The sequence below is a fragment of the Variovorax nivicola genome (assembly GCF_051216475.1).
GTDB lineage: Bacteria > Pseudomonadota > Gammaproteobacteria > Burkholderiales > Burkholderiaceae_C > Variovorax.
Genome location: NZ_JBPJZK010000003.1, coordinates 254,774 through 279,645, shown reverse-complemented (window position 1 = coordinate 279,645; position 24,872 = coordinate 254,774). Strand labels below are relative to the sequence as shown.

The window sequence follows — 24,872 nt, the reverse complement described above, 5'->3', positions numbered from 1 at the left end:
TCCTTTTCGATTTAGGCCGTGCTGCGCCCCGTTGCAGTCGGGCATAGAGACTGATGATCGAAGGTCGGCTTTAATAAAAAGCGCCCCCCTCAACCCGGAATATTCGGCTCGACCAACTGAGCCAGCGCGACAAGCGACTCCTGCCAGCCCAGGTAGCACATCTCGACAGGAATCACGTCGGGGATGCCCTCCTGCACGACAGCCATTTCAGTGCCACAGGACACTGGGGTCAGCGTCACGGTGGTCTTCATGGTGCCCGGCAGATTGGGGTCGTCGAACGTGGCATCGTATGCAATGCGCTGACCGGGAACGAGCTCCAGGTACTTCCCGCCGAACGAGTGGCTGTGGCCTGTACCAAAGGTGGTGAACGACATGCGCCAGGCGCCGCCGACCACGGGCTCCATGCTGTGGACTTTTCCGGTGAATCCGAATGGTGGCAGCCAGCGCTCGAAAGCGCCGGGCTCGACGAAGGCACGGTAGAGCCGGTCTGGCGGAGTGCGCAGCACGCGGTGCAGACGGACGGTGTTGGTAGCCATGGTTGTGTTCTCCTGAAGTGAAGAGGATGAGCCTCGTTGCGAGGCTCACGGGAAGGAAGGGCCCTGGTCGGCAGGCACCTTTGCAATGAATGCCTGCTTGTCATTGCGATCGAAGCCAGCCGACTCGTAGAACTGAAAGGTCGCTTCGTCCTTCCTGCCGGTCAGCAGCATGACCTTGTAGCAGCCTTGTGTCCATGCAAAGGACAAGGCCTCCGCGAGCACCGCCTTGCCATGTCCCCGCTTGCGATGGTCAGCGTGGGTCACGACGTTCTCGATCACGCCATAGGGCCTGCAGCCGCGAGTGAGGTTCGGGATGACGGTGAGGGCGCAGCTTGCGACGAGTTTTCCGTCCACATAGCCGCCGAGATATTTGTAGCGCGGGTTGCTCAGCAGCTCTTGCCAGACGGCCTCGACAGTTGCGGCGTCGGGCAAGGGGTCATCCGTATCGTGGAGATGCTTGTACAAGGCCAGAAGGTCCTTGAGTTCTGAAGCGCCAATTTGATGAACTTCCATGCATCCTTCCTTTGTTCAGGCCTTTGGAATCTGCGCCTCTATCTCTTTGATCACGGCCTCTTTCTCCCGGTTGTAGATCTGGGGATCGGCCGGGTCTACCGCGTGGGCGCGATCCTTTGCTTCTTCGTACCTTCTGCGCAGATCCGGGCGGCGGCTGAGTATGTCCATGAAGGCCAGTGAATCCTTGTGAACAGGATCACCGCGATGACAGATGTGGATGTTGACATTGAAGCGCCGCCCTTCATGCAAGACGGAGCCACAGACATACGGCTTCTCATCCCTGTCGACCCAGACCGGCCGACGGTGAAAGCCGATGCGCTCGAATGCCTTCTGCTCTTCCCGAAGGTCATCGCGGGACGTGATCGCCGTGATGTCGATCATCGGCTTGCCACGCAGCCCGACTACCGCCGTGCTCCCGATGTGCACGAGTTCCACGCCGGCCAGGTGCATGCGCACGTACTCCTGCACCCCGGCGAAGACGCGGGCGTATGCAGGGTCATACGGAACGATATTCCGGTGCTCAAGGCCTTCGTCGAATGCGTCGATCTTCATGGTTCGTTCCGATGATTACCGCGAGGACTCAGCCTTCGGCAAAGAACTGGCTGGGCGTCTGGTCGAATTGCTTGCGGAACATTGTGGCAAAGGCACTGGGGCTTTCGTAACCCAGCGCAAGGGCAACGTCGATGACTTTCTCGCCGGCGGCCAGCAGCTCCAGCGCCCGCAGCAGCCGAGCCTGCTGCCGCCATTGACCGAAGGTCATGCCGGTCTCGTTCACGAACAAGCGCTGGATGGTCTTCACGTTCACAGCAAGGCGCCGCGCCCAATCGGCCATGGTGGAGCTGTCGTCCAGTTGCTGCTGCAGCAGTTCGCAGATCTGCAGCAGCCGCGGGTCGGACGGCATGTGCAGGTGCAGTGGCAACACCGGCAAGGCACGCAGTTCGTCCAGAATCAAGCGCATGACGCGGCCGTCGCGGGTGCCAGGCACGTAAGGCTGCTGCACCTCCATGGCGGCGCGGATGAGTTCGCGCAACAGGGGTGATATGCCCACCGCCCGGGTCTCGCCCAGCAGTTTGGGAGCAGCATCGGTCGCCACCTGCAGGCTGCGCATGTGTACTTCTCCGATGCAGCGGATCTTGTGGGTCATGCCGGCCAGCATCCAGATGCCGCGAGTGGGCGGCACCACCCAGCGGCCCGCCCGGGCCTGCACCACCATTACGCCGCGCACGGCATAGATCAGCTGGTGCTTGGTGTGCGCATGCGGCTCGATGTACCAGCCGCTTGGGTAGTCGGTGGCCCGGCCGGTGATGGGCGAAGGCGCGTCGTCGATCTCTTTGAGCACCTGAGGCAGGGCCTTGGGCTTGCGAGATGGGTTCATGTCCTTTTCGCGAGGGTTTCTGGTGGATTGGTGCGAGACAGGCGCGGCGGCGCTTTCGATAATTCTCCCATGACAACCTCCGCAGCAGCATCCCTGGACGCCAGCGCCACGCCGACCGGCGCGGCCAGCGATCCGACCTCTCTTTCTCAAAAAGCCAAGCCGGCCTTCGGCATCCTCGCCGGCATCAGCAGCTCGCACATGATCAACGACATGATGCAGTCGCTGATCCTGGCGATGTATCCCATCCTGAAGGGCGAGTTCTCGTTGAGCTTTACCCAGATCGGGCTGATCACGCTGACCTATCAGTTGACCGCATCGCTGCTGCAACCGCTGGTGGGCTTGTTCACCGACCGCCGGCCGCAGCCGTATTCGCTGCCCTTCGGAATGATGTCCACGCTGATTGGCCTGATGCTGCTGGCCTTCGCGCCCAGCTTCGGCTTTGTGCTGCTGGCCGCGGCATTCGTGGGCATCGGATCGTCCATCTTCCATCCGGAGTCGTCGCGCATCGCGCGGCTGGCCTCGGGCGGGCAGCATGGCTTCGCGCAGTCGGTGTTCCAGGTGGGCGGCAACACGGGCACGGCCATCGGGCCGCTGCTTGCTGCCGCCGTCATCGTGCCTTTCGGCCAGCGCAGCGTGGCCTGGTTCGGGTTGGCGGCATTGCTGGGCATCGTCCTGCTGCTGCAGGTGAGCCGCTGGTATGCAACGCACCATGTCGCCGCCGCCGGTCGCAAGAAGCCGGCCGCCGCGGCGCCGTATCCGCCCAAGGTGGTGATGGGCGCCATCGCGGTGCTGCTGGTGCTGATCTTCTCCAAGTACTTCTACGTGGCGGGCATCAGCAGCTTCTATACGTTCTACCTGATGGAGCGCTTCGGCCTGACGGTGCAGAACGCGCAACTGCACCTGTTCTTCTTCCTCTTCGCCTCGGCGCTGGGCACGCTGCTCGGCGGGCCCGTTGGCGATCGCATCGGCCGCAAGCCGGTGATCTGGGTGTCCATTCTGGGCGTGGCGCCGTTCGCGCTTTTGCTGCCGCATGCAGATCTGTTCTGGACTACGGCGCTGACCGTCGTGATCGGGCTTGTGCTGTCCTCGGCCTTCTCGGCGATCCTGGTCTATGCGCAGGAACTGATGCCGGGCAAGGTGGGCATGGTGTCGGGCCTGTTCTTCGGCTTCGCCTTCGGAATGGGCGGGCTGGGCGCCGCGGTGCTGGGCATCTTCGCGGACCACACCAGCATCGCCTTCGTCTACCAGACCATCGCCTACCTGCCGCTGCTGGGTGTGGTGGCGGCTTTGTTGCCCAAGGGCACCCGCCGGGCCTGACCGATGGAAGAAGGGAAACCGGCTTGCGCCGCTAATCGATGAACCTCGCAACGATGTCCTCGAATGACGGCAGGTCCATCTGCGTGTGGCCGCCCGGATAGCCCTTCACGCTCAGCTGCAAGCCCTTGTAGTTGCGGCTGGCGATCTGGTCGTACATCGCCGTGATGATCTGTCCGCCGACGTTTCCGATGCCATATCCCAGCAGCAAGGTCACGGGAACGTCCCGCCCGCTGCTGACCGCATACATCTGGCTCTCGAGCGGGTCGATCTGGTCGTGTGCGCCGTTGAAGGGCGCCTCGGAAGAGAAGAAGTACTGGAAGGTGAATTGACTCGCGCCCTCCATGAAGAAGGCGCATGCGACGAAGATGCCGCCGTTCGACAAGCCCGAGAGCATGCGCTTGGCCGGGTTGGCGCGGTAGTTCGATTCGACATACGGCACCAGCTGGCCGGTGAGAAAGTCGTGGTACGCCTTGGCGCCCGGCATCAGGTAGTCGGTGTTGCGGCGCGCGGTGCCGCCAATGCCAACGACGATCGCTTTCTTGCCTGCCGCCTCGAGGATGTCCGTGAAGTTCTTGAAGCGCGTCACGCTGTTGTTGTAGACGGCGTCGCCATCGGTGATGTAGATCGCGGGATAGAACGACGTTGCGCTGTCGTATCCGGCCGGCAGGTAGAACTGGATGGGGTAGGTCGCGCCCGTGGCGTCAGATTTCATCGAGATGCTGACCACCCGGCCACTCGAGGTGTTCGCAGGCGGCGGTGTGGTGACTACAGGCGTTACGGGCAATATCGCTGCGCCTCCTCCTCCGCCACCACCTCCGCCACCACCTCCGCCGCCACAGCCTGAAAGCCCCAGCAGCAGGGCGCAACCTGCCGTGAACATGAGCCTGCGAAGAATCCCTCTTGTCTCCATGTCGCGTTCCTTGATTAGTTCGTTGTGCTGGAGCGTCCTGCAACTTGGTTGAGCGCTCACCGCGAATGTCCAACTCCGATCGGCTACAGACTTTCCCACACCTGCATCAATCCAACCAGATGGAAGATGCCGAACACGAGACAGATCGCCGAACTCCACACCCAGAAGGCCGTCAAGCGCCGCCGATCGAAGACGAACAACGCCAATACGACGAGCCCGCGCAACAGGTACACAGCCGTGATTGCAGGCAGCACGAACACCAGCAGCGGCAGCGGTTGCAGCACCCCTGCCCCCGAGAGCGCATACGCGGCCCACACCCCCAGCACGCACGCAATCAGCAACGTGACGATGGGCGGATACAGATGCCCGGCCGCCGCACCTGCGGCCATGCGCTCGCCCGCGCCGAAGAAGCGATACCACGCGGGCCCGCCGAAGATCACGCAGATATGCAGCAGCGCGGCGATGGCGCTGAGTGCGGCGCCGACGATCAGGGGAGTGTTGTAGGGCACGAGGTCTTTCAGAAGCGACTGACGGGCCGCAGTGCGCGCACCGTGTCGCGTGTCGGGCCGAAAGCGCCGTAGTTCACGGCAAGGCCGCTGAGAGCCTCGACGCGCTCGATCCATTCTTGCGTCGTGGCGATGGCGCCGGGCTCGTACAGCGGCTGCGCTGTGTTCAGCCGTTGCGTCAGGGCATGCTGGTGATCGAGGTCGGGCGCATCGCTGAGAGGCAACGAGTCGAGCCGTGAACCATCTGCGCTGCGATAGCCCGAGCACCAGCGCAGGTTCGATCCTTCGATGGCGTCGAGATGGCTCGCCACCAACCCATCGAGCTTGCCGACCGCATCGAGCGCGTACCGCAGCAGCACCGCATCCGGATGCCCTCGCCGAAACGCCCCTTGCCAGCCGTCGTCAGCGTTGTGCGGTTCGGCCAGCCGCGCGTCGAGCGCGCGGTCGTGCGTGGGCAGCGGACCTGAGCCGTGGCGCGTGAGATAGCTGCGCAGCACGCCGAGGTGCTGCACGGGCGCATCGATGCTCATGTCGCGCAGCACGGCTTCGACCGCTGTGGTCGAGATGGTGCTCCACGTGGTGTGCGGATGAAACCCGCGCCACTCGTCGAGCAGCACGCCCTGCGCGCCTTCGAAGATCACGGTGCCGGGCTGCGCGAGGCGTTCAGCGATGCGGTCCGCGCTTGCGGGCGGCGACTGCTTCAGGCACGGCGCCACGGCATCCAGCCAGCGCTGTGCGAGCGTGTCGTCTCGAAGCATGGCGAGCTCCTGCGCGGCATCTGCATGCAAGGGAACTGCGTTGGTTGCGAACTCGCGCAGCAGCGTGGTGCGCGAGGCTTCCAGTTTTTCAAGTGCGCGTGCGGGCTGCAGCAAGTCGCCGTAGAGCAAGGCTTCGTCGGGTGAAGCAAGCGCGTGCCGCACGGTCTCGCCAACACCCACGCCGCAGCTGCCATGCGCGCCCTCCCCTCGCATCCATTCGCGCAAACGCCCTGCAGCCTGGTGGAACGGGGTGGTCACGCGGCAGCGAACGTCGATCAGCAAACTCGAGAAAGCGTCTTCCACACCCACGCGGCGCAATGCCGCTTCCTCTACGCGCAATGCCGTCGGGTGCACCACCACCGGACTTGCAAGCACGGTGCCCACGCCTGCATGAAAGCTACCGGCGCCGAATTGCGAGAAGGTGTGATGCCGACCGTCAGCCAGCACCACGTTGTGTCCGGCCTGCGCGCCGCCGTTGAAGCGCACGACGGTGTGGGCCTGCAGCGCGCCGCACAGGTGGTCGGTAAAGAGCCCCTTGCCGCAGTCTCCAAATCCAAGGCCCAGCAGCGAGACGTAGCGCGTGGCAGCAGTCACCCAGCCATCAGCCGAAAAGCCGCTTCCACCACGACGAACGCGGGCCCGCTGCCGCAGTGGCCACGGCCGGCGGTGCGCGGCGCGATGCGGTCGGGTCGAGCAGCGCCGCATAGCCGTCGAGCGCATGCAGCACGCCACCGACGCGCTCCTTGGCCATGCCGGTGCCGCTCATCACGCCGGCCAGCGCTTCGAGGCTGGGCACGGCCTTCTCGGTGAGGGCGACGATGCCGGCGGCCACAGCGCAGGCGTCGTCGGGCGAGTCCATGCAGATGACGTGATCGCCCAGCAGCTCGCGCCAGCGCGGCTCGCAGCGGCGGCGGCGTTGTGCGTCGGGAATCAGGAAGAACAGGTTGGTGGTCTCGGCCGCGGCGGCGATGACTTCTTCGATGGGAATGTCCTCGTCGAGCTTCTCGCCGACGAGGCCTTCGATCTGGTGGCGCGAGACTGCCGGGTACGGCAGCTCGTCGCCGGTAACGAACAGGTAGCCGCGCTTCTTGCGCTTGACCCAGCAGTCCATGTCGGTGTGCTGCGCCACGACGTAGAAGGCCAGTTCGTAGCTCTCTTCGCCGGTGCCGCCACCGCCGCCTTCGAGATAGCTCCAGGTGAGCCACTGGTCCATGAGGTTGGCGGTCGACTCGAACTGGCCGACCTGCAGCGGCGCGTGGTCGGAGGTGGCGTCGCCGATGGCCATGAACATGAGCTGCGGGTCTGCCACGCCGCAGTCGGTCAGCAGCTTCATGAAGGTGGGCAGCTCGCGGCGCGCCAGGGTCTGCGGAATGTCGCCCATGGAGCCGGTGACGTCGAGCGCAAAGACGATGCCCAGCGAGTCGGGGTGGTCGGCGTTGTCGCGCGACTCACGCACCTTCAGGCCCTTCGGGTTCATCAGCGGGTGGGTGGAGCGCTGGGTGAAGACCTCGGCGCCGGGCTTGGCGGCGCGATCGGCAATGAGTGCCGTGTGGGCGGCGTGCGAGTAGTTTCCGTATCCCATGAGCTTTTCTTCCTTGATGACTGCGGTTCAGGCGCCGGCGCGCGGCGCGGGGTCGAAGTGAACGAACTTCGATGCGCCGAAGGCTTCGCGCGATGCGGCAGAGAGTTCTTGCTCGATGCCCTGTGCGCCGAGGCGCCGGCAGGTGGCGGCGTCTTCGCTGCATTGGCGCAGCAAGGCGACGAGCGGTGCGGGGGTGTGAGAGCCGAAGCCGGGCTCGCCGGCCGCGTCGCCATGGAGCACGGCGCGCACGGTCCAGGCGGCTTGCATGAGGTCGCGAGCAACAGCGGAGTCATGGGTCGCACCGGTGGCATGCTGCGCGCGCAACCAGCCGATGAGCAGCACGCCATGGTCACGCGGATGCACGAGCGCATGCGCGGGCGACAGGTCGCGGTGCGTCCAGCCAGCGCCGTGCACGAAGGCCAGCACTTCGAGCATGCGGCGCCAGATCCACACGGCATGGCGCGGGTCGATACCTTGCGGGTTGGCCTGCTGCACGTCTTGCAGGCTGCCCCAGAAGCCGGGCGGATGGCGCAGCACCAGCGCCTGCCGAGCGCCGTCGCCTAGCCCCTCGGCCACGCCCACACCCAAGGGCTGCGGCAGGCGACGCGTGAAGTAGGCGGCACCGGGCACCGACAAGTCTTGCAGCGCCTGCAGCACCGCGCCTTCGCGCATCAGCACGTCGTTGGCGGCGCCGTCTCGCGCGAGCTTGAGCGTGACGCGCTCGGGCAATGCGCCGAGGCGTTCAGCCAACAGCACTTCGCTGTGCTCACCTGTGGCCAGCGGCACCAGCACACGGTAGCGCGCGCCGCGCCATGTGAGGATGCGGCCGCCAGGCACGTCGGCATTCGCCCGGCGCAACGCGGCGCGGAAGCTCTCGCGCTCGACGGTTTCCTCGCCGCGCACCACAGTAGCGCCACAGTAGCTGCAATTGACGGTGCGCCAGCGAGCGGCGCGCGGCAGCGGCGCAGAGCATTGAGGGCAGCTGAGAGCAAGCAGCGACAGCATGGCCCGCGCCTCAATCTTCCTTGGGGGGCGCCGTCGGGTCGGGCGATGCGAGCACGCGGTCGATGCGGCGGCCTTCCAGCGCGACGATCTCGAAACACCAGCCGGCGCAATCGATGTGCTCGCCCACCTCGGGCAGATGACCAGAAACGGCCATCAGCAGACCTGCCACGGTGTTGTACCGGTTGCGCTCTTCGTCGGGCAGCTCGCGGATGCCCAGGCGCGCGCGCAGCTCCGACACTGGCATGAGCCCGTCGAGCTCCCACACGCCGTCGGGCCGCTCGCGCGCCCAGGCGTCGGTCAGCATGCCGGGCTGCAGCTCGCCGGTGATGGCTTCGAGCAGGTCGCGCGGGGTCATGAGGCCCTGCACCACGCCGTATTCGTCGACCACGAACACGAGGCGGCCAGCGCGGGCGCGGAACTGCTCCAGCAGCTCCATGCCGGTGAGGGTTTCGGGCACGAACACGGCGGGCGTGGCCTCCTGGCCCAGCACGCCGGGGTGCGCGGCGCCCAGGCGCAGCAGGTGCGCCACGCTGATCACGCCGACCACGTCGTCGAGCGAGTTGCGGCACACGGGGTACCAAGAATGCACGAGGTTGAGCGCACCGGCCTCGGCCACCTTTTGCAGCGCCTGCTGCACAGTGAAAGAGGCGTCGAGCCATTCGATGTCGGCACGCGGAATCATCAGCGACGACAGGCGCCTGTCATCGAGGTGAAACACGTTGCGCACCATCTGATGCTCGTGCTGCTCGATGACGCCGGCGTCTACGCCTTCTTCGAGGCTGGCCGAAATCTCTTCTTCAGTAACGGAGCGGGCTGCGTTGGCATCGATGCGCAGCAGCTTCAGCATGGTGGCCGTGGCGCCCGCCAGCATCCACACGAAGGGCTTGGCAGCCTTGGCCAGCCCGCGCATGGGGCGAGACACCCAGCGCGCCACGGGCTCGGGATACAGCTGACCGATGCGCTTGGGCACCAGCTCGCCGAAGATGATGGTGAAGAAGGTGATGCAGGTGACCACCACCGCGGTGGACGCGATGCTGGCGGTGCCGCGGCCCATGCCGACGCTTTCCATCCAGACCGAGAGCGGCTCGGCAAAGGCGGCCTCGCCGACGATGCCGCTGAGCATGCCGATGGAGGTGATGCCGATCTGCACCGTCGAGAGAAATTGCGTGGGCGATTCCATCAGCTTCAGCGCGGCCACCGCGCCGGTGTCTCCCGTTTCGGCCAATGCCGCGAGACGTGCGCGCCGGCTGGTGGAAAGGGCCATTTCGGACATTGCGAACAACGCGTTGAGCGTGGTCAACAAGGCCAGGAGGAAGACATCCATGAACTGAGGGAGAGAATGAGGGAATGTCACTTTACTTGATTGGCGACCTCCAGGGCTGCGACGCCCCCCTCGGGCAGCTGCTGCAAAAGATCGATTTCTCCCCCAGCCGAGACACCATCGTGCTGCTGGGCGACCTGGTGAACCGGGGCCCCGATTCGCTCGCGGTGCTGCGCCGCGTGCAGGGCTACGGCGCCTCGGCGCTGAGCCTGCTGGGCAACCACGATCTGCACCTGCTGGGCGTGGCACACGGCGCGCGCAAGGCTGGCCGCAAAGACACGCTGGCCGAGCTGCTGGCCGCGCCCGACATCGAGACCCTGCTCGACTGGGTGCGCCAGCAGCACATGGCGCTGCACATGCGCATCGGCAGCGGCGATCTGTTGATGGTGCATGCGGGCGTGCTGCCGCAGTGGACGGTGGGCGACACGCTGGTGCTGGCGTCCGAGGTCGAATCGGTACTGCGCGGGCCGGCGCTGGGCGAGTTCCTGATGTCGATGTACGGCAACGAGCCGGCGCAATGGAGCTACACGCTCACGGGCAGCGCCCGGCTGCGCGCCATCGTCAATGCGTTGACGCGGCTGCGCTTCTGCACAACCGATGGCGTGATGGAGTTCGATGCCAAGGACAGCGCGGCCACCGCGCCCGAAGGCTTCATGCCCTGGTTCGATGTGCCCGGGCGCAAGACGGCCAACGCCACGGTCGCCTTCGGCCACTGGTCCACGCTGGGCTGGCTCTCGCGGCCCGACCTGCTCTCGACCGACACGGGCTGCGTGTGGGGCGGCTGCCTGAGCGCGGTGCGCATTGGCGCGACGTTGGACGAGCGGGAGCTGATCCAGGTCGAGTGCGAACAGGCGCAAAAGCCGGGCAAGTAGTGCCGGTCAGGAGGGCAGCCGGAACTTGTCGAGCGACATGCGCTGCTTGCCCTGCGCGTCGAAATTCTCCGGCGCCAGCCAGCGCTCGAAGGCTGTACGCAACGCCGGCCATTCGCTGTCGATGATCGAGAACCAAGCCGTGTCGCGGCCGCGGCCCTTGTAGATCACGGCCTGGCGGAAGAGCCCTTCGTACTTGAAGCCCAGCCGCAGGGCCGCTCGCTTCGAAGGCTCGTTGAAGTTGTCGCACTTCCATTCATGGCGGCGGTAGCCGAGTTCGTCGAAGACGAGCTTCATCAGCAGGTACTGGGCCTCGGTGGACATCGGCGTGTGCTTGAGCAGCGGCGAAAAATTGACGGTGCCTACCTCAATGACGCCATTGGCGGGGTCGATGCGCATCAGCGCCAGCGAGCCGACGGCGCGGCCGCTTTGCCTGTCGATGACGGCAAAGTGCATCGGGTCGGTGCTCTTCGCAATGCGCTCGGCGTAGGCCCGGGTGCTGTCAAGGTCGGCGGGCCGCTCGACGCCCAGGTAGGTCCAGTCGCGGCCGTCCGGGGCTTGCGCGTAGGCGGCGTGCAGGTCGTCGGCGTGCTTCGCGGCATCGAGCGGTTCGAGTGTGCAGTAACGGCCCTCGAGGGAACGGCGCGGCGGCAGGGAACGCGGGGTCCATTCGGGCAGGTCGGGGCCGATGGACTGGCCGAACTCGTTGTGGCGGACTGGCATGCGGGTGTCTTTCTGAAAAGCTGGAGCGACAAGGTCGGAGGACGTAAAGTACCCGCGTCGTGGCTCCAAGGAAAGTGCCACGAATGCCTTATTCCATGGTGCCACGCTCACTCTCTTCCCCCACCGCCCTGCTCGAATCTCCTCTCGTGAAGGAGCGCGACGCTGGCTCGATGCAGCGCCAGCTGTACGACCGGCTCAAGCGCGCCATCCTCGACGGCAGCCTTGCGCCGGGCAGCCGCCTGCCCGGTTCTCGCGCACTGGCCGAGGCGCTGGCCATCTCGCGCAACACCGTCACCGCAACCTACGAGCATCTGGCGGCCGAGGGCTATGTGCGGCCCGACCGGCAGGGCACGCGCGTGACCGAGCTTTCGTCGCCCGCCCTGCCGAAGCGCGCACGCAAGCAGGCCGGCATACCGGCTACCGCGCTGCGGCTCTCGAACATCAGGCCCAGCGTCTCTCGCGCCGAGATGGACGCGGCACTGCGCCCCGGCCTGCCCGCGCTGTCGCACTTTCCGTCGGCCACGTGGCGGCGCGCGCTCGACCGGGCGATTCGCAGCGCCGGTTCTGCCGCGCTGGGCTATGGCGATCCGCTGGGCGAGCCGCCGCTGCGCGCAGCCATCGCGCGACACCTGTCGGTGGCACGCGGCGTGCGCTGCGAGCCGCACCAGGTCGTCATTGCCGAAGGCGCGCAGGAAGCCATCTCGCTGTGCGTGCGGCTGCTGTCCAACCCCGGCGACATCGGCTGGGTCGAAGACCCGGGCTACCGCGGCGCAAAGGCCGCCATGCATGCGGGCGACATGCGCATCGTGCCCGTGCGGGTCGACGCCGAAGGCCTGTGCGTGAGCGAGCACCACTGGCAGAAGCACCCGCCCCGGCTGATCTACACCACGCCCTCACACCAATACCCGGTGGGTTCCGTGCTGAGCATCGCGCGCCGGCTCGACCTGATCGCACAGGCCCGCCTGCATGGCGCGTGGATCATCGAAGACGACTACGACAGCGAGTTCCGCCACACGGGCGAGCCCATCGGCGCGATGCAGGGGCTGGTGGACGACGCGCCCGTGCTCTACGTCGGCACATTCAGCAAGACGATGTTTCCGTCGCTGCGGCTGGGCTTCCTCGTGCTGCCTGCCCAGTTGATGTCTGCTGTGCAGGCGCCGTTGGAAGAAATGCTGCGCGGCGGGCACCGCCACGAGCAGCTGGCCATGGCCGACTTCATCGAGAGCGGCCAGTTCAGCCGGCACCTGGGCCGCATGCGCCGGCTGTACCGCGACCGGCAGCAGGCATTGCGGCTCGCGCTGAACAAACATTTCAAGGTGCCGCATGAGATCGACGGCGGGTATTGCGGCCTGCACCTCACGGTGCGGTTGCCCGCGCGCTACGACGACCGCCGCATCGCAGCCGAGGCACTGCGCCATCGCATCGCGCCCACGCCGCTGTCAGGCTTCGCGCTGCGGCCCACGCCGTTAGACAACGGGCTGGTGCTGGGCTACGGCAACACGCCGGCGGAACTCTTCGAGCCGCTGGTGAAGCGGTTGTCGCAACTCGCGCGTGCAGCAGAAAGGTTGGGCAGGCCCTAGAAAAATCTGGTTACTCAGTTGGCTCTTCGTCGTAAAGCTTCTAGCGCAACCGGCCTATCGCGAACAACCGGTCTACCGCGAGCAGCGTATATGAATTCTGCGGCCGCTCCGTAGGATGCAAACCCGCTCCGATCATGTTGCTCGAAGCCCCACACACGAAGCAAAGGAAGCCACTATGTCTGATGAAATCGGTGTCGATCCCAAGCACGGCCGAGCCGGCCGCCACCCCACCAAAGGATCGCTGGATGCGCTCGCAGGGCATGGCGACCCGGGCATGTTCGGCAGGATGTTCCCTCAGCTGCCGCCTCTTTCTGTTTCCGACGACAAGTTGAAGGCGCTCGCCGCTGCAATGCTGGATGACAACAGCAGCGCGGACAACGCGCGAGTGCCAGCGGGATTCACCTACCTGGGCCAATTCGTCGACCACGACATCACGCTGGATCTGACCTCCATCGGCGACAAGCTGGAGGACCCGACCGGGGTCGAGAACTTCAGGACGCCGGCGCTGGACCTGGACTCGATCTATGGACGAGGTCCGGACGGCAGTCCGCACCTCTACGCCCGCGGCCCCAACAACGCACCGAGCGCGAAACTGCTGATCGGCAAGACCACCCTGGGCTTTCAACAGAATGCGGCCGACATCCCTGGCGTGTTCCCCAACGACCTCCCGAGAAGCCCGGAGGGCCAGGCCTTGATCGGCGACCATCGCAATGACGAGAACCTGCTGGTCGCACAAACCCATCTGGCCTTCATGAAGTTCCACAACAAGGTGGTGGACCTGCTGATGGCTTCGCCAACGGCGCCCACGCCCGCCGAGCTTTTCTTTGAAGCCCGTCGCGAGGTGACCTGGCACTACCAATGGCTCGTCCTGCACGACTTCGTGGAACGACTCACCGAAGACGGCATCGTGGCTCGCATTCTCAACGAGGGCCGCCAGTTCTACCGGTTCAAGAAGACGCCCTACATGCCCGTGGAGTTCTCCGGTGCGGCCTACCGGCTCGGACACAGCATGGTTCGGGAGGTCTACAGCCATAACAGGGTCTTCACCCCAGGCGGGACCGCCCCCGCCTCGCTGGGACTTCTCTTCGCATTCTCCGGTCTCTCCGGCGGCATCGTGGGTGACCTGGCGCCCGATCCGCTCACCAAACCGACTCCAATAAGCAAACTTGCCAGCAACTGGATCATCGACTGGCGGCGCTTCTACGATTTCGGCAACAACCCGCCAGGGGTCACGCTCAATCATGCGCGGCGCATCGATCCTTTCGTCGTCAAGACGCTGCATACGCTGCCTGGCGGCGCCAGCCTGCCGTTCCTGAACCTGAAGCGGGGCGTGATGCTCGGACTGCCTTCAGGCCAATCGGTTGCGCAGTTAATGGAAGTGCCCAACCCTCTGACAAGCGCCGAGATCTCGTCCGGCACGGACGGCGCTGTGGCCAAGGCGCAGGGACTGCATGAGCAGACGCCCTTGTGGTACTACATCCTCAAGGAAGCAGCGGTCAGGGAGGGTGGCGAGCGGTTGGGGCCTGTGGGCGCGCGGATCGTGGCGGAAGTCTTCATCGGATTGGTCCACGGCGATCATGAGTCCTACCTTTGGAAGAAGGGCCCGGACTGGACGCCAACTCTTCCCTCGCGCACGCCTGGGACTTTCACGATGGTGGACTTGCTTCAGCTCGTAGGTGACGTAAGTCCCATCGACGGCGTGACCCAGGCCTGATCAGTCGCGAAGACTTGATCCGAGGGAAATCAGCCTCGCGTACCCACCACGTGATCGCGCCTGAAATTGCGCGGTGTGGTCCCCACCCACTGGCGAAAGCGCCGGTTGAAATACGCCTCGTCGGTGAAGCCGCACTGGTGCGCGATCTCGCGCACCAGCAGCGAGGTGGACGACAGCAGTTCCTTCGCCCGCTCGATGCGCCGCTCGGTCACGAGGTCGGTGAAGGTGCGGTCGGTTTCCTTGCGCAGCAGGTTGGCGAGGTAGTTGGGCGAGAGGAATGCAGCGGCCGCCGCATCGGTGAGCGACAGCGGCTTGTCGAGGTTGTCGCGCACGTAGCGCACCACGCGCTGCAGCGCATCGCGCTGCGATGTCTTGCCGTTGTGCTGGAGTGAAAGGCGCATCAGCGCCTGCTCCTGCCGCATGCAGGCCAGTCCGATGATCTGCTGCACGATGCCGCGCATCGCGATCTTGGCGCCGAAGTTGCGGCCCGCGTTCAGTGTGTGCAGCTCGTCGAGCCAGCCGCGGATGCGGGCGAAGTCGGTCTCGTCGAAGGCGAAGTCGACGTACTCCTGGAACAGGAAGGGCGCGAGGTCGGGGTAGCGCGCGAGCGATACATCGTCGAGGTCGAGCGCATCGACCTCGAGCTCGGGCCACAGGAAGCGCTGGTCGAAGTTGACGATGCAGTACAGCGCCTCGGGCGGATGCGGAATCACGTGCACCCGGTACGGCAGCACGAAGCCCAGGTGGCGCGGCCCGAAGGGTCGCACCTCGCCGCCAATGGCCTGTTGCGAGCTGCCCTCGATGCCGATCTGGATCTGGAAGTACGCGTGCCGATGCGGCAGCGTGAGTTCGTTGCGCGCACCCTGAAAGCGAATATCGAAGTCGAGGTGGTCGGCACGCTCGTGCATGCCGTAGGTACGGACGGACGTGGAGGGAGAGGGGCGCATCGGAACAGGCGTGGCGGCAGGCGTCTGCCCGCGAGGGTACGCCAACTTGCGGCCGTGTGAACCGGCCAGGCCCGGCAGGTCCGATGCGCGGACCGTCTTCAGGCTCAGACGACCACGACTTCCAGCGCACCGACGCCCGCCACCGTGCCGCGCATGCGGTCGCCGCGCTGCACGGCGGCCACGCCCGCTGGCGTGCCCGTGAAGATCAGGTCGCCGGGCTGGAGCGTGAACAGGGTCGACAAGTAGGCGATGGTGTCGGGCACGTTCCAGATCATGTCGGCGAGGTCGCCGACCTGGCGTTGCGCGCCATTCACTTCGAGGCGGATCTCGCCGGCTGCCGGATGGCCGGCCTTGGCCACGGGCACCAGTTCGCCGCAGGGCGCCGAACCGTCGAAGGCCTTGCCGGTGTCCCAGGGGCGGCCCATTTTCTTGGCCTCGCCCTGCAGGTCGCGGCGGGTCATGTCGAGGCCTACGGCATAGCCGTACACGTGGCCGAGCGCGTCGGCAGCGGCGATGTTCGATCCGCCGGTCTTGAGCGCAACCACCAGTTCGATCTCGTGGTGCACGTCGTTCGACAGCGTGGGGTACGCGAACTCACCGCCGTCGGCCACGATGGCGCTGGCCGGCTTCATGAAGAAGAACGGCGGCTCGCGATCAGGGTTGTGGCCCATCTCGCGGGCGTGTTCTGAATAGTTGCGGCCCACGCAGAAGATGCGGTTGACCGGGAAGCGCGTGCGTTCGCCCTGGATGGGCAGGGAGTAAACGAGCGCGGGGGCGATGGCGTAGAGGGTGTCGGTGGCGGAAGTCATGTAACAACTCTAGCCAGCGGCACCTCGCTTCCGGGGGACGCATCTACGCGAGTCTTGGACTTGGCTACGTTTTCGTTTTGACGCTTCTATTCGGGGCGCGTGCACAGGAAGCGCCGTCGTTGCGCCGGGCAATCAACTGCCGCCTCCCGAATCGCCAGGTTGACCCGAATGCCAGGTTCCGCCTTATCCAAGTGAAAACTTAAGCATTCAAACCCAGAGTAAGCCGCCTGCCCATGTCCTGATATTGTTGTAACAAATTGCGTGACGCTCTCCCGTCAGCCATATATATTGCGGCAACGAAGCAACCTGCTGCGTTCTCTGCCGTGCCGCAACACACAGAGCTAACCGGCCTGTGCCAACGACAGGATCAAATCCGATGTCATTGTCCGTCTGGGTCAGGATTCGCTTGCCGCTGGTAATTTTCGTGCTCGGCACGGCGCTATCCATCGCCCTCGGCGTCTCCGCCCACCAGGAAATCGGGCGCAGTGCCCAGGCGCGCTTCGACGCAGCCGCCTTCGATCTGGCACGCAAGGTCGAAGCCCGCTTCGACGACTACATCGCCGTCCTGATCGGCCTGCGTGCGCGATTCAACACCTCCGATACCGTGACGCGAAGCGATTTCAGGGACTACGTCGCGGGGCTGAACCTGGCGAAGGCCTACCCCGGTTTTCAGGCCGTCAACTATGCGCCCCGCATTGCAGGCAACGACAAGCAGGCCTTCGAGGAGCAGGTTCGCGCCGATGCCAGCCTCGACGCCGGCGTTGCCTCCAGCTTCGCCATCAAGCCGCCCGGTGGGCGGGACACGTACTACCCGCTGATCTACGTCGAACCGCAGGGCGGCAACGAGAAGCTGCTCGGCAATGACCTGGGCGCGATGCCCAACAGAGGAGACGCGCTCGAGCAGGGGCGCGACACCGGCGGGCTCGTCATGTCCGGCCGCAAGGTCCGCATCCCGGGTCGCGAGTCCGACATTGGATTGGCGATGCGGCTGCCGGTCTACCGTCCAAAACAACCGCTCGATACGCTCGAGCAGCGGCGCAGTGCCTATATCGGTTCGGTTGGCGCGGGCTTCAGCATCGCGGGGATGCTGAGCGATGTGGTTGGTACCGATGCCACGAGGACGTTCCGGTTGCGCCTGATCGGCGCCGGGCCGGGTAAGGGGGCGATCGGGACGCGCGTCGAGACCAGATTTGTAACGCCGACCCCATTCGACGAGCGGCAATTGCTGTTCGACAGCGCGGCCCTGGCGAAGCCCGCTGCCGCACCGGCGCACAGCCTCGAGCGCATGCTCGGCTTCGAGTTGGGCGGCCACTCCTGGCTTGTGGAAGTCGGCCAGGACGAAAACCAGGTCTTCGGCCCGCTCGACAAGGCCATCCCGTGGCTCATCGTCCTCGGTGGCCTGGCCACCAGCATGCTGCTTGCCGGCATCGTCTTTTCGTTGACCACCGCACGCAGCCGGGCCCAGGTCCTGGCGAACAGGATGACCAGCCACCTGCGCAGGAGCGAACGGCAGCTGGAGGAGGCCCAGCACCTGGCAAGCCTGGGCAGCTGGATCCTCGACCCCGAAACCGGGGCCCTGCAATGCTCCGAAGAAGCCCGGCGCATCCTGGGCTTCGAGGCGGGCCCCTTGCCGCCGAACCTGCCAGCGCTGCTCTTGCGCATTCCGGCCACAGAACGTTTCGCGGTCGAACAGCGCATCGCATTGGCCTCCCGGTCCACGGAACGCAGCGAATTCGAGCACCGTCTGTGCCTGCCCGATGGCACCGAACGCTGGCTCCACGTCATCGTGCAGTCGGCCGAAGATGAAGGCAGGAGATTGGTGCGCGGCACCGTGCGCGACGCCACGCAGCCGCGCAAGGATGCGTTGCGCCAGAAGCTCGAGTACAAGATCGCCCGGCTGCTTGCCGGCGACGGCAGGACCGAGACGGTGATGGCACTGGCGCTGGAGGCGGTGTGCACCGACCTGCGCTGGGACTGCGGCGCGCTGTGGAGCGTTGGCGACGACGGCCTGGCTCGCTGTGCCGCGGCCTGGCATGCCGACAACGACCCGGCGGTGCGGCAATTCGTCGGCGCCAGCCGGTCGCTCACCTACCGGCCCAGCGAAGGTTCGCTGGGCCGTGCCTGGGGGATCGGTGGCGTCGTGCGAATCGACACGCTGGCGGCTCCGAGTCATTTCGCGCGCGATGCGATGGCCCGCCAGGCGGGGCTGACCGTCGGCCTCATCGTGCCGATGGTCTCCACCGATGCGACCACGGCGCTGGAACTCTTTGGCTCCAATCCGTATGTTGCCGATGCGGAGACACTGGAGTCGCTGCGTGTGATCGCCTTGCAGATCGCCCAGTACAAGCAACGCAAGCGGGCCGAGCGGAGTCTTCGCTTCATCGCCAGCCACGACGAATTGACCGGATTGCTCAATCGCGCCGCGCTGCAGCACGAGCTTGCCCGTGCCATCAGGCGCAGCAACCGCCATCAGAGGCAGTTCGCGGTGATGTTCGTCGACCTGGATCGCTTCAAGCACATCAACGACACGCTGGGCCACGGTGTGGGCGACGAGATGATCAAGATCTGCGGCGAGCGCCTCACGGCGCTGCTGCGCGATACCGATGTCGTGGCGCGTTTTGGCGGCGATGAGTTCGTGCTGCTGCTGGAGAACCTGTCCGGCCCGAACGATGCCGAGGTGCTCGCCGAAAAGGTGCTGGCCTGTTGCGCCGAGCCTTTCGTGATCGAGGGGCGCGAACTGCACGTCAGCGCAAGCGTCGGCGTGAGCGTCTATCCGGAGAACGGCGCCGATGCCGAAGCGCTCTTGAAAAATGCCGACACGGCGATGTACCGCGCCAAGGAAAAAGGCCGCAACACCTACCGGCTCTACGCGGCGAAGATGAATGCGCAGAGTACCGAGCAGCTGATGCTGGAAAGCGCGCTGCGCCATGCCCTGGAACGCGGCGAGCTGGAAATGTATTACCAGCCGAAGATGAATCTGCAGACCCAGCGCATCGTCGGTGTCGAGGCGCTGATGCGCTGGCACCATCCGGCCCTGGGCCTGATTCCGCCGATGCAGTTCATTCCGATCGCCGAAGAGATCGGCTTGATCGTGTCGATGGGAAAGTGGGCGCTGGAGAAGGCCTGCGCCGACTCGCGTTCATGGCAGAAATACGGTTTGCCCGAGGTGTTGGTGAGCGTCAATCTGTCGCCGCGCCAATTCGAAAGCCGCACGCTCATCGCCGACATACGGGCCGTCCTGGAAGCCTCGGGCCTGGAGCCGTCGCTGCTGGAGCTGGAAATCACCGAAGGCGCGGTGATGGCGAACCCCGAGCATGCGGCGAAATTGCTCCGGACGATTCGAGACATGGGCGTCAGACTCGCCATCGACGATTTCGGAACGGGCTATTCCTCGCTCTCTTACTTGAAGCACTTCCCGCTGTCGACGGTCAAGATCGACCGCTCCTTCATCAACGACCTTTCGCAAGACCCCGACGCACGAGCGCTCATCGACGGCATCATCACCCTGGCCCACGGGTTGCGGATGAAGGTGGTGGCCGAGGGCATCGAGACCACGGCCCAGCTCGACTACCTGCGCAGCCACGGATGCGACGAGGCCCAGGGCTATTGGCTGTGCAAGCCCGTCCCTGCCGACGAGGCGCGCGATTTCATGGCGCGTCACCTGCGCAACCAATTTGCTCCATCGGTAGTGGTCTGACGGCCGAACCTTCGGGGCAATCTTCACCGGGCACGTTCGCTCGGACCTTCCAGCAACTCAACAGGAGCATTAATGACTCATTCCACTCAAGGCAAGACACTGGAGCAGACGATCACCGCGATCAATGCGCTCGACCTCACACCGATCAAGTTCAAGGCCTGCCGCAAGGAGGACGGCTACGGCTGGTCGGCAGCCTACGCGGATCAGATGGAGGTGGCCTACAAGCGCTACCTGATACTGCACGCCAAGCACCCCGACCTGACGCTCGCTCCAGAGCAGGACGTCGACCGTTTCTGGCACATGCACATCCTCGACACGAGAAAGTACGCAGCCGATTGCGAAACCACTTTCGGCTATTTCCTGCACCACTTTCCGTACCTCGGCCTGCGCGGCGAGGAAGACGCCCAGGCGCTGCAAGCGGCCTTCCTGGAGATGCAGCGTTTGACTGTCGAGGAATTCGGCGAGCCGACGCCCGCGCCCCGACACGAGCCGGCGAAGGATGTGGCCGCATGGTGCTCGCTTGAGGCGGGCAAGCTTGCAGCAGCATGGTGTTCGGCGGAGGTCGGCAAACCTTCGGCAGCATGGTGTTCGCTCGAGACGGGCAAGCCTTCAGCAGCGTGGTGTTCGCTCGAAGCAGGCAAACCCGCAGCAGCATGGTGTTCGCTCGAAGCAGGCAAACCTTCGGCAGCGTGGTGTTCGCTGGAGGCGGGCACCGCGGCCGCTACTGCCTCCGCGGCAGAGCACTCGGTGAAGGCCGGCGCGCCCGGGCATCACTAGCCAGCCGCCACCCCGAAGCCCGTGTCGAAAGTGCCCTTCACATCAAGCGGCTGCTTGATGAGCCCGACCTGCCGGTAGAAGTCCGCAGTGCCCTGCTGATCCGCGATGACCTGCGCGTCGATGGGCACCCACTTCTGCTGGCGGCGTTCGAACTGCAGCTTCGCCGCCTCGGGCGGAATGCCGATGATGCGCGCCAGCGCGGCCGAGTAGGCGTCGACGTTGCGGTACGACCAGACCTGGGCCTTCACCACACGCTGCAGGAAGTCTTGCAGCACCGGCCGCTTGGCCGCGATGGCGCTGTCGGTCGCTGCAAGGTAGCTCAGGCCCGGCAGCAGCCCGCGCCCGCTGACGAGCACGCGCGCATGGTGGCTGACCTCGGCCAGTGCGGTGTAGGGCTCCCACGTGGCCCAGGCATCGACCGAGCCCTGCGTGAGCGCGAGCTTGGCATCGGCCGGCGCGAGAAAGCGGATGTTCACGTCTTCAGGCTTGAGGCCGGCCGAGGTGATGGCCTTGAGCGTGATGTAGTGACCGATGGAGCCGCGATTGGTCGCGACGCTCTTGCCCTTGAGATCGGCGGCGGTCTTCAGCGGTGAATCGGGGCGCACGAGCACAGCCGTGCCATAGGAATCGGAGCGGTTCGCGCCGATGGCTTTCACGCGCGTGCCGGCGGCCAGCGCGAAGATCAACGGCGCATCGCCGATGGGACCGGAATCGACCGCGGCGGCATTGAGAGCCTCGGCCAGCGGTGCGGCGGCCGGGAACTCCGACCACTGGATGTCATAGCCCAGGCCTTCGAGCCCGCCCGCCGCTTCGAGCAGCGCGCGCAGGCCACCCTTCTGGTCACCGGCCTTGAGCACCGGGCGGCCCTGCGCGGAGGCCCAGCCGGGCAATGCGATGGCGGCGGCTGCGGTGGTGCCTTGAACGAGAAACTGGCGGCGTGAACTGTGGGTCATGGATTTGCTGATGCTGAGCTTCATGCCAGCGGGTCGAAAGAAACGTGCTCGGCGAAGCGCACCGGGTCTGTGCTCTTCTTGAGCACGCCCACGCCACGGAAGTCGCGCGCATAGAACTCGACTTCGTCGCGCAGATTGCGGCCCAGTGGATGGTGGCTGTGCGTGAGCGTGCCGAGCAAGGCGCGCAGGTCTTCCACCGCAACGTTGGGCGAGTACTTGGCGAAGAGCTTGGCCGATTCGTTCGGGTTCTCAGCCACGTAGTCGGAGGCTTGCGCGATGGCGCGCACCAGCGAGGCAACGGTGGCCTTGTCTTTCCGCACGAGCTCGCCGCGCGCGCCGACGATGCAGCAGACCTTGTCCTTGTATTCGCCCGAGAGATTGCTCGCCACCTCGACGTAGGCGCCCTGGTTGCGCTTCTCGATCAGGTAGACGTTGGGGTCGCCGTCGGCAATGGCCTGGATCTCGCCCTTCTTCACCGCGATGTCGAGCAGGTCGGCCGGGTACTGGCGCCAGGTGACGTCCTTGTCGGCGTCGATGCCGTTCTTCGTGAGCAGGATAGAGAAGAAGTTCTTGCCCGGGCTCGCGATGTCGGACACGCCGATGGTCTTGCCCTTGAGGCTCGCCAGGTTGGTAACGCCCGCGCTCTTCGCCCCCACCAGCCGCACGCAGCCGCCGTGCGAGCTGCCGACGATCTTCACGTCGAAGCCCGATTCGAGCGGCTTGAGCCAGCGGTGGATCATGCCCACGGCTGCATCGGCCTTGGCGGTGGCCAGCGATTCCAGCAGCTGGTCGGTAGAGCCGGTGTAGTTGATGAGGTCGACCTGCAGGCCGTTGCGCTCGAAGTAGCCGCGCTCCTGCGCCACGACCACGGGCGAGAGGCAGAAGGCTGCGGCGTTCCAGGCGAAGGTGAGCTTGCGCGCCTGCTGCGAGAAGGCCTGCGAAGCGATCAGGCCGCCCGAGGCGACCACGGCGGCTGCACCGCCGGCGCGCAGCACGCTGCGGCGGGAAAGGGTTGCGTTCATCGTCGTCGCGTTACAGCAGCAGTTCGGGCTCGGCCTCGACCAGGCCTTCATAAAGGCTGTCGAAGGAATGGATGGCGCCTTCGGGCCCGCCGATCTGGCTGTGCGTGTGGCGCGCGGTGGCTTCGTCGATGGGTTGCGGCTTGCCGGCGGCTTCTGCCAGCAACTGCGTGTGGCAGGCGTTGTCGAGCGCGATGTACCACCACGCGGCAGCCTCCACCGTGGGGCCTGCGGTCAGGATGCCGTGGTTCTTGAGGATGGCGCCCTTCTTGTCACCCAGCGCGTGGGCGATGCGGTCGCCCTCGCTAGTGTCGACCACCATGCCGGTGAAGTCGTCGAACAGCGCCACGTCTTCGTGGAACACGCAGCTGTCCTGCGTGAGCGTGTCGAGCTTGCGGCCCAGCGTGGACCAGGCCTTGCCGTAGGTCGAGTGCGTATGGGCGGCGGCAATGATCTTCGGGTTGTGCTCGTGGATCGCGGCGTGGATGGCGAAGGCGGCCTTGTTGAGCGGCCTGTCGCCAATGACGGTCTCGCCCTTCGAATTGACGAGCAGCAGGTCTGAGACCTTGATGCGCGAGAAATGGATGCCCAGCGGGTTGACCCAGAAGTGGTCGGTGAGTTCAGGGTCGCGCGCTGTGATGTGGCCAGCCAGGCCCTGCGCGAAGCCGAAGCGCGCGAACAGGCGGAAGGCGCCAGCCAGGCGCTCCTGCCGGTGGCGGCGCTCGGCCTGCACGGTGGTGCGCGGCGGAATGGGGTCGAACCAGTACTTCTGCTGCGGGTTCGGGTTGAGCTTCAGCGGCTGGGAGGCGTTGCGGTCGATGGAAAGAACAGCGCTCATGACTCAGGCCGCCTTGCGTTGTGCTTGCGCGCGTTGTGCCACCAGTTCGCGCGTACGCGGGATCAGCTCGCGCCCGTAGTCCAGCGCGTCTTCCAGCGGGTCGAAGCCACGAATCAGGAAGGTCGTCACGCCCAGGTCGTAGTAGTCGAGCAGCGCGTCGGCCACCTGCTCTGGCGTGCCGACCAGCGCGGTGCTGTTCGAGCGGCCGCCGATTTCCTGCGCGACGGCAGTCCACAGGCGCTTGTCGAGCCGCGAGCCTTTCTCGGCCGCGGCCAGCAGGCGCTTGGCGCCTTCGCTCTGCTGCGGACCACCGCGGTTGTAGCCCTGCACCACGCGCAGGCGCTTGGTCTCTGCCAGGATGTTCTCGGCGCGCGCCCATGCGGCCTCTTCGGTCTCCGCCAGGATCGGACGGAACGACACCGAGAAGCGCACGCTGCGCCCGTGCTTGGCCGCTTCGGCGCGCACGCGCGTGGTCAGCTCACGCGCCTGGTCGAGCGATTCGCCCCACAGCGCGTACACGTCGGCGTACTTGCCCGCGACCGGAATCGCAGCCTCGGAAGCGCCGCCGAAATACACCGGAACGTGCGGCTTGCCGTTGCGCGTCTGCAGCGGCTTCACTTCGGAGAACGCGTTCTGGAAGCGGTAGTGCGCGCCTTCATGGTCGAAGGGCTTCTCGGCCGTCCACACCTTGTGCAGCACTTCGAGGTATTCGTCGGTGCGGGCATAGCGTTGGTCGTGGTCGAGCCAGTCGCCGTCGCGGCGCTGTTCTTCGTCGGAGCCGCCCGAGATGTAGTGCACGCCGAGCCGGCCGCCGCTGAACTGGTCGAGCGAGGCAAACTGCCGCGCAGCCAGCGTGGGTGCCACGAAGCCGGGGCGGTGCGCGAGCATGAAGTGGATGCGCTCGGTCACCGAGGCGGCGTAGGCCACCGTGAGCGTGGCGTCGGGGCTGGTCGAGTGGTGCGGCACCAGCACGCGGTCGAAGCCGGCCGTTTCGTGGGCCTGCGCGAAGGCGCGCACGTAGTCGCGGTCGAGCGAGGGGCCCTTGGCCGCGTGAATCTCCGAGACCTTCTGGCCCTGGATCATGCCGATGAATTCGACGCCGTCTTGGTGTTGCTGGCTCATG

General features: G+C 65.7%; 23 protein-coding genes. 6 read left to right on the top strand and 17 right to left on the bottom strand.

The genetic code is table 11. From position 1 onward, the window contains the following. Positions 1-89: 89 nt before the first annotated feature. From ACSFBF_RS13970 to ACSFBF_RS13955, 4 genes are read right to left on the bottom strand one after another with little or no spacing between them, the layout of a single operon-like run. Positions 90-536, bottom strand: a complete 447-nt coding sequence (locus tag ACSFBF_RS13970) for an SRPBCC family protein (RefSeq protein ID WP_435467867.1) — start codon at positions 534-536, stop codon at positions 90-92. A 45-nt stretch (positions 537-581) separates the two neighbouring features. Further along, the gene (locus ACSFBF_RS13965) at positions 582-1,049 is read right to left on the bottom strand and encodes a GNAT family N-acetyltransferase (protein WP_435467865.1); all 468 of its coding nucleotides are present in this window, start codon (positions 1,047-1,049) and stop codon (positions 582-584) included. Between the two features lie 15 nt (positions 1,050-1,064). Then, on the bottom strand, positions 1,065-1,601 hold the full coding sequence (locus ACSFBF_RS13960) for a GrpB family protein (protein WP_435467863.1): 537 nt from the start codon (positions 1,599-1,601) through the stop codon (positions 1,065-1,067). Positions 1,602-1,629: 28 nt separating this feature from the next. Continuing rightward, entirely contained in the window at positions 1,630-2,424 is a 795-nt protein-coding gene (locus ACSFBF_RS13955; RefSeq protein ID WP_435467861.1) for an AraC family transcriptional regulator, read from the bottom strand. Between the two features lie 69 nt (positions 2,425-2,493). Here ACSFBF_RS13955 and ACSFBF_RS13950 point away from each other — a divergent pair, with 69 nt between their 5' ends. Beyond that, positions 2,494-3,741: an MFS transporter gene (locus tag ACSFBF_RS13950; RefSeq protein ID WP_435467859.1), complete on the top strand. Its 1,248-nt coding sequence runs from the start codon at positions 2,494-2,496 to the stop codon at positions 3,739-3,741. A 31-nt stretch (positions 3,742-3,772) separates the two neighbouring features. On the opposite strand, the gene ACSFBF_RS13945 is transcribed toward ACSFBF_RS13950, so the two are convergent. The 6 genes from ACSFBF_RS13945 to ACSFBF_RS13920 form a co-directional block, all read right to left on the bottom strand. Continuing rightward, complete coding sequence (locus tag ACSFBF_RS13945; protein WP_435467857.1) at positions 3,773-4,453, bottom strand: alpha/beta hydrolase; 681 nt, start codon at positions 4,451-4,453, stop codon at positions 3,773-3,775. Between the two features lie 281 nt (positions 4,454-4,734). Beyond that, entirely contained in the window at positions 4,735-5,160 is a 426-nt protein-coding gene (locus tag ACSFBF_RS13940) for a hypothetical protein (protein ID WP_435467855.1), read from the bottom strand. Positions 5,161-5,168: 8 nt separating this feature from the next. Next, positions 5,169-6,509 carry an adenylosuccinate synthetase gene (locus tag ACSFBF_RS13935; RefSeq protein ID WP_435467853.1) on the bottom strand — a complete coding sequence of 447 codons (1,341 nt, stop codon included), beginning with the start codon at positions 6,507-6,509 and terminating at the stop codon, positions 5,169-5,171. Between the two features lie 7 nt (positions 6,510-6,516). Continuing rightward, complete coding sequence (locus ACSFBF_RS13930; RefSeq protein ID WP_435467851.1) at positions 6,517-7,497, bottom strand: VWA domain-containing protein; 981 nt, start codon at positions 7,495-7,497, stop codon at positions 6,517-6,519. A gap of 27 nt (positions 7,498-7,524) precedes the next feature. Further along, positions 7,525-8,502 carry a lipopolysaccharide kinase InaA family protein gene (locus ACSFBF_RS13925; protein ID WP_435467849.1) on the bottom strand — a complete coding sequence of 326 codons (978 nt, stop codon included), beginning with the start codon at positions 8,500-8,502 and terminating at the stop codon, positions 7,525-7,527. Positions 8,503-8,512: 10 nt separating this feature from the next. Further along, positions 8,513-9,826: a hemolysin family protein gene (locus ACSFBF_RS13920; protein ID WP_435467846.1), complete on the bottom strand. Its 1,314-nt coding sequence runs from the start codon at positions 9,824-9,826 to the stop codon at positions 8,513-8,515. A gap of 23 nt (positions 9,827-9,849) precedes the next feature. Between ACSFBF_RS13920 and ACSFBF_RS13915 the strand changes: the two genes are divergently transcribed. Continuing rightward, positions 9,850-10,695 (top strand): symmetrical bis(5'-nucleosyl)-tetraphosphatase, encoded by an 846-nt coding sequence (locus ACSFBF_RS13915; protein WP_435467844.1) that lies wholly within the window; start codon positions 9,850-9,852, stop codon positions 10,693-10,695. A gap of 6 nt (positions 10,696-10,701) precedes the next feature. Here ACSFBF_RS13915 and ACSFBF_RS13910 read toward each other — a convergent pair whose 3' ends face one another. Then, positions 10,702-11,415 (bottom strand): GNAT family N-acetyltransferase, encoded by a 714-nt coding sequence (locus ACSFBF_RS13910; RefSeq protein ID WP_435467842.1) that lies wholly within the window; start codon positions 11,413-11,415, stop codon positions 10,702-10,704. Between the two features lie 95 nt (positions 11,416-11,510). Between ACSFBF_RS13910 and pdxR the strand changes: the two genes are divergently transcribed. Together pdxR and ACSFBF_RS13900 are read left to right on the top strand one after the other, a co-directional pair. Further along, complete coding sequence (gene pdxR, locus ACSFBF_RS13905) at positions 11,511-12,995, top strand: MocR-like pyridoxine biosynthesis transcription factor PdxR (protein ID WP_435468784.1); 1,485 nt, start codon at positions 11,511-11,513, stop codon at positions 12,993-12,995. Between the two features lie 175 nt (positions 12,996-13,170). Beyond that, positions 13,171-14,709, top strand: a complete 1,539-nt coding sequence (locus ACSFBF_RS13900) for a peroxidase family protein (protein WP_435467840.1) — start codon at positions 13,171-13,173, stop codon at positions 14,707-14,709. A gap of 29 nt (positions 14,710-14,738) precedes the next feature. Here the strand turns inward: ACSFBF_RS13900 and ACSFBF_RS13895 are convergent, their stop codons facing one another. Both ACSFBF_RS13895 and ACSFBF_RS13890 read right to left on the bottom strand, forming a co-directional pair. Continuing rightward, positions 14,739-15,656: a helix-turn-helix transcriptional regulator gene (locus ACSFBF_RS13895; RefSeq protein WP_435467838.1), complete on the bottom strand. Its 918-nt coding sequence runs from the start codon at positions 15,654-15,656 to the stop codon at positions 14,739-14,741. Between the two features lie 104 nt (positions 15,657-15,760). Beyond that, positions 15,761-16,465 (bottom strand): fumarylacetoacetate hydrolase family protein, encoded by a 705-nt coding sequence (locus tag ACSFBF_RS13890; protein WP_435467836.1) that lies wholly within the window; start codon positions 16,463-16,465, stop codon positions 15,761-15,763. Positions 16,466-16,841: 376 nt separating this feature from the next. Here ACSFBF_RS13890 and ACSFBF_RS13885 point away from each other — a divergent pair, with 376 nt between their 5' ends. Beyond that, positions 16,842-20,162: a bifunctional diguanylate cyclase/phosphodiesterase gene (locus tag ACSFBF_RS13885; RefSeq protein ID WP_435467833.1), complete on the top strand. Its 3,321-nt coding sequence runs from the start codon at positions 16,842-16,844 to the stop codon at positions 20,160-20,162. Between the two features lie 72 nt (positions 20,163-20,234). Beyond that, positions 20,235-20,939 carry a glycine-rich domain-containing protein gene (locus tag ACSFBF_RS13880; RefSeq protein ID WP_435467831.1) on the top strand — a complete coding sequence of 235 codons (705 nt, stop codon included), beginning with the start codon at positions 20,235-20,237 and terminating at the stop codon, positions 20,937-20,939. On the opposite strand, the gene ACSFBF_RS13875 is transcribed toward ACSFBF_RS13880, so the two are convergent. The 4 genes from ACSFBF_RS13875 to ACSFBF_RS13860 are packed head-to-tail and all read right to left on the bottom strand — an operon-like array spanning position 20,936 to position 24,871. Next, positions 20,936-21,892 (bottom strand): ABC transporter substrate-binding protein, encoded by a 957-nt coding sequence (locus ACSFBF_RS13875; RefSeq protein ID WP_435467829.1) that lies wholly within the window; start codon positions 21,890-21,892, stop codon positions 20,936-20,938. The two genes, ACSFBF_RS13880 and ACSFBF_RS13875, sit on opposite strands and share 4 nt — an antisense overlap. 20 nt (positions 21,893-21,912) lie before the next feature. After that, positions 21,913-22,914 (bottom strand): ABC transporter substrate-binding protein, encoded by a 1,002-nt coding sequence (locus tag ACSFBF_RS13870; protein ID WP_435467827.1) that lies wholly within the window; start codon positions 22,912-22,914, stop codon positions 21,913-21,915. A gap of 10 nt (positions 22,915-22,924) precedes the next feature. After that, positions 22,925-23,749, bottom strand: coding sequence for a class II aldolase/adducin family protein (locus ACSFBF_RS13865; protein WP_435467825.1), 825 nt, complete (start codon positions 23,747-23,749; stop codon positions 22,925-22,927). A gap of 3 nt (positions 23,750-23,752) precedes the next feature. Then, positions 23,753-24,871, bottom strand: a complete 1,119-nt coding sequence (locus ACSFBF_RS13860; protein WP_435467823.1) for an LLM class flavin-dependent oxidoreductase — start codon at positions 24,869-24,871, stop codon at positions 23,753-23,755. Between the last annotated feature and the right edge of the window lies 1 nt (position 24,872).

Coding starts and splice junctions, on each gene's coding strand:
- ACSFBF_RS13970 (WP_435467867.1), bottom strand. CDS start 536: ATGGCTACCAACACCGTCCGTCTGCACCGCGTGCTGCGCACTCCGCCA.
- ACSFBF_RS13965 (WP_435467865.1), bottom strand. CDS start 1,049: ATGGAAGTTCATCAAATTGGCGCTTCAGAACTCAAGGACCTTCTGGCC.
- ACSFBF_RS13960 (WP_435467863.1), bottom strand. CDS start 1,601: ATGAAGATCGACGCATTCGACGAAGGCCTTGAGCACCGGAATATCGTT.
- ACSFBF_RS13955 (WP_435467861.1), bottom strand. CDS start 2,424: ATGAACCCATCTCGCAAGCCCAAGGCCCTGCCTCAGGTGCTCAAAGAG.
- ACSFBF_RS13950 (WP_435467859.1), top strand. CDS start 2,494: ATGACAACCTCCGCAGCAGCATCCCTGGACGCCAGCGCCACGCCGACC.
- ACSFBF_RS13945 (WP_435467857.1), bottom strand. CDS start 4,453: ATGAAATCTGACGCCACGGGCGCGACCTACCCCATCCAGTTCTACCTG.
- ACSFBF_RS13930 (WP_435467851.1), bottom strand. CDS start 7,497: ATGGGATACGGAAACTACTCGCACGCCGCCCACACGGCACTCATTGCC.
- ACSFBF_RS13925 (WP_435467849.1), bottom strand. CDS start 8,502: ATGCTGTCGCTGCTTGCTCTCAGCTGCCCTCAATGCTCTGCGCCGCTG.
- ACSFBF_RS13920 (WP_435467846.1), bottom strand. CDS start 9,826: ATGGATGTCTTCCTCCTGGCCTTGTTGACCACGCTCAACGCGTTGTTC.
- ACSFBF_RS13915 (WP_435467844.1), top strand. CDS start 9,850: ATGTCACTTTACTTGATTGGCGACCTCCAGGGCTGCGACGCCCCCCTC.
- ACSFBF_RS13910 (WP_435467842.1), bottom strand. CDS start 11,415: ATGCCAGTCCGCCACAACGAGTTCGGCCAGTCCATCGGCCCCGACCTG.
- pdxR (WP_435468784.1), top strand. CDS start 11,511: ATGGTGCCACGCTCACTCTCTTCCCCCACCGCCCTGCTCGAATCTCCT.
- ACSFBF_RS13900 (WP_435467840.1), top strand. CDS start 13,171: ATGTCTGATGAAATCGGTGTCGATCCCAAGCACGGCCGAGCCGGCCGC.
- ACSFBF_RS13895 (WP_435467838.1), bottom strand. CDS start 15,656: ATGCGCCCCTCTCCCTCCACGTCCGTCCGTACCTACGGCATGCACGAG.
- ACSFBF_RS13890 (WP_435467836.1), bottom strand. CDS start 16,465: ATGACTTCCGCCACCGACACCCTCTACGCCATCGCCCCCGCGCTCGTT.
- ACSFBF_RS13885 (WP_435467833.1), top strand. CDS start 16,842: ATGTCATTGTCCGTCTGGGTCAGGATTCGCTTGCCGCTGGTAATTTTC.
- ACSFBF_RS13880 (WP_435467831.1), top strand. CDS start 20,235: ATGACTCATTCCACTCAAGGCAAGACACTGGAGCAGACGATCACCGCG.
- ACSFBF_RS13875 (WP_435467829.1), bottom strand. CDS start 21,892: ATGACCCACAGTTCACGCCGCCAGTTTCTCGTTCAAGGCACCACCGCA.
- ACSFBF_RS13870 (WP_435467827.1), bottom strand. CDS start 22,914: ATGAACGCAACCCTTTCCCGCCGCAGCGTGCTGCGCGCCGGCGGTGCA.
- ACSFBF_RS13865 (WP_435467825.1), bottom strand. CDS start 23,749: ATGAGCGCTGTTCTTTCCATCGACCGCAACGCCTCCCAGCCGCTGAAG.
- ACSFBF_RS13860 (WP_435467823.1), bottom strand. CDS start 24,871: ATGAGCCAGCAACACCAAGACGGCGTCGAATTCATCGGCATGATCCAG.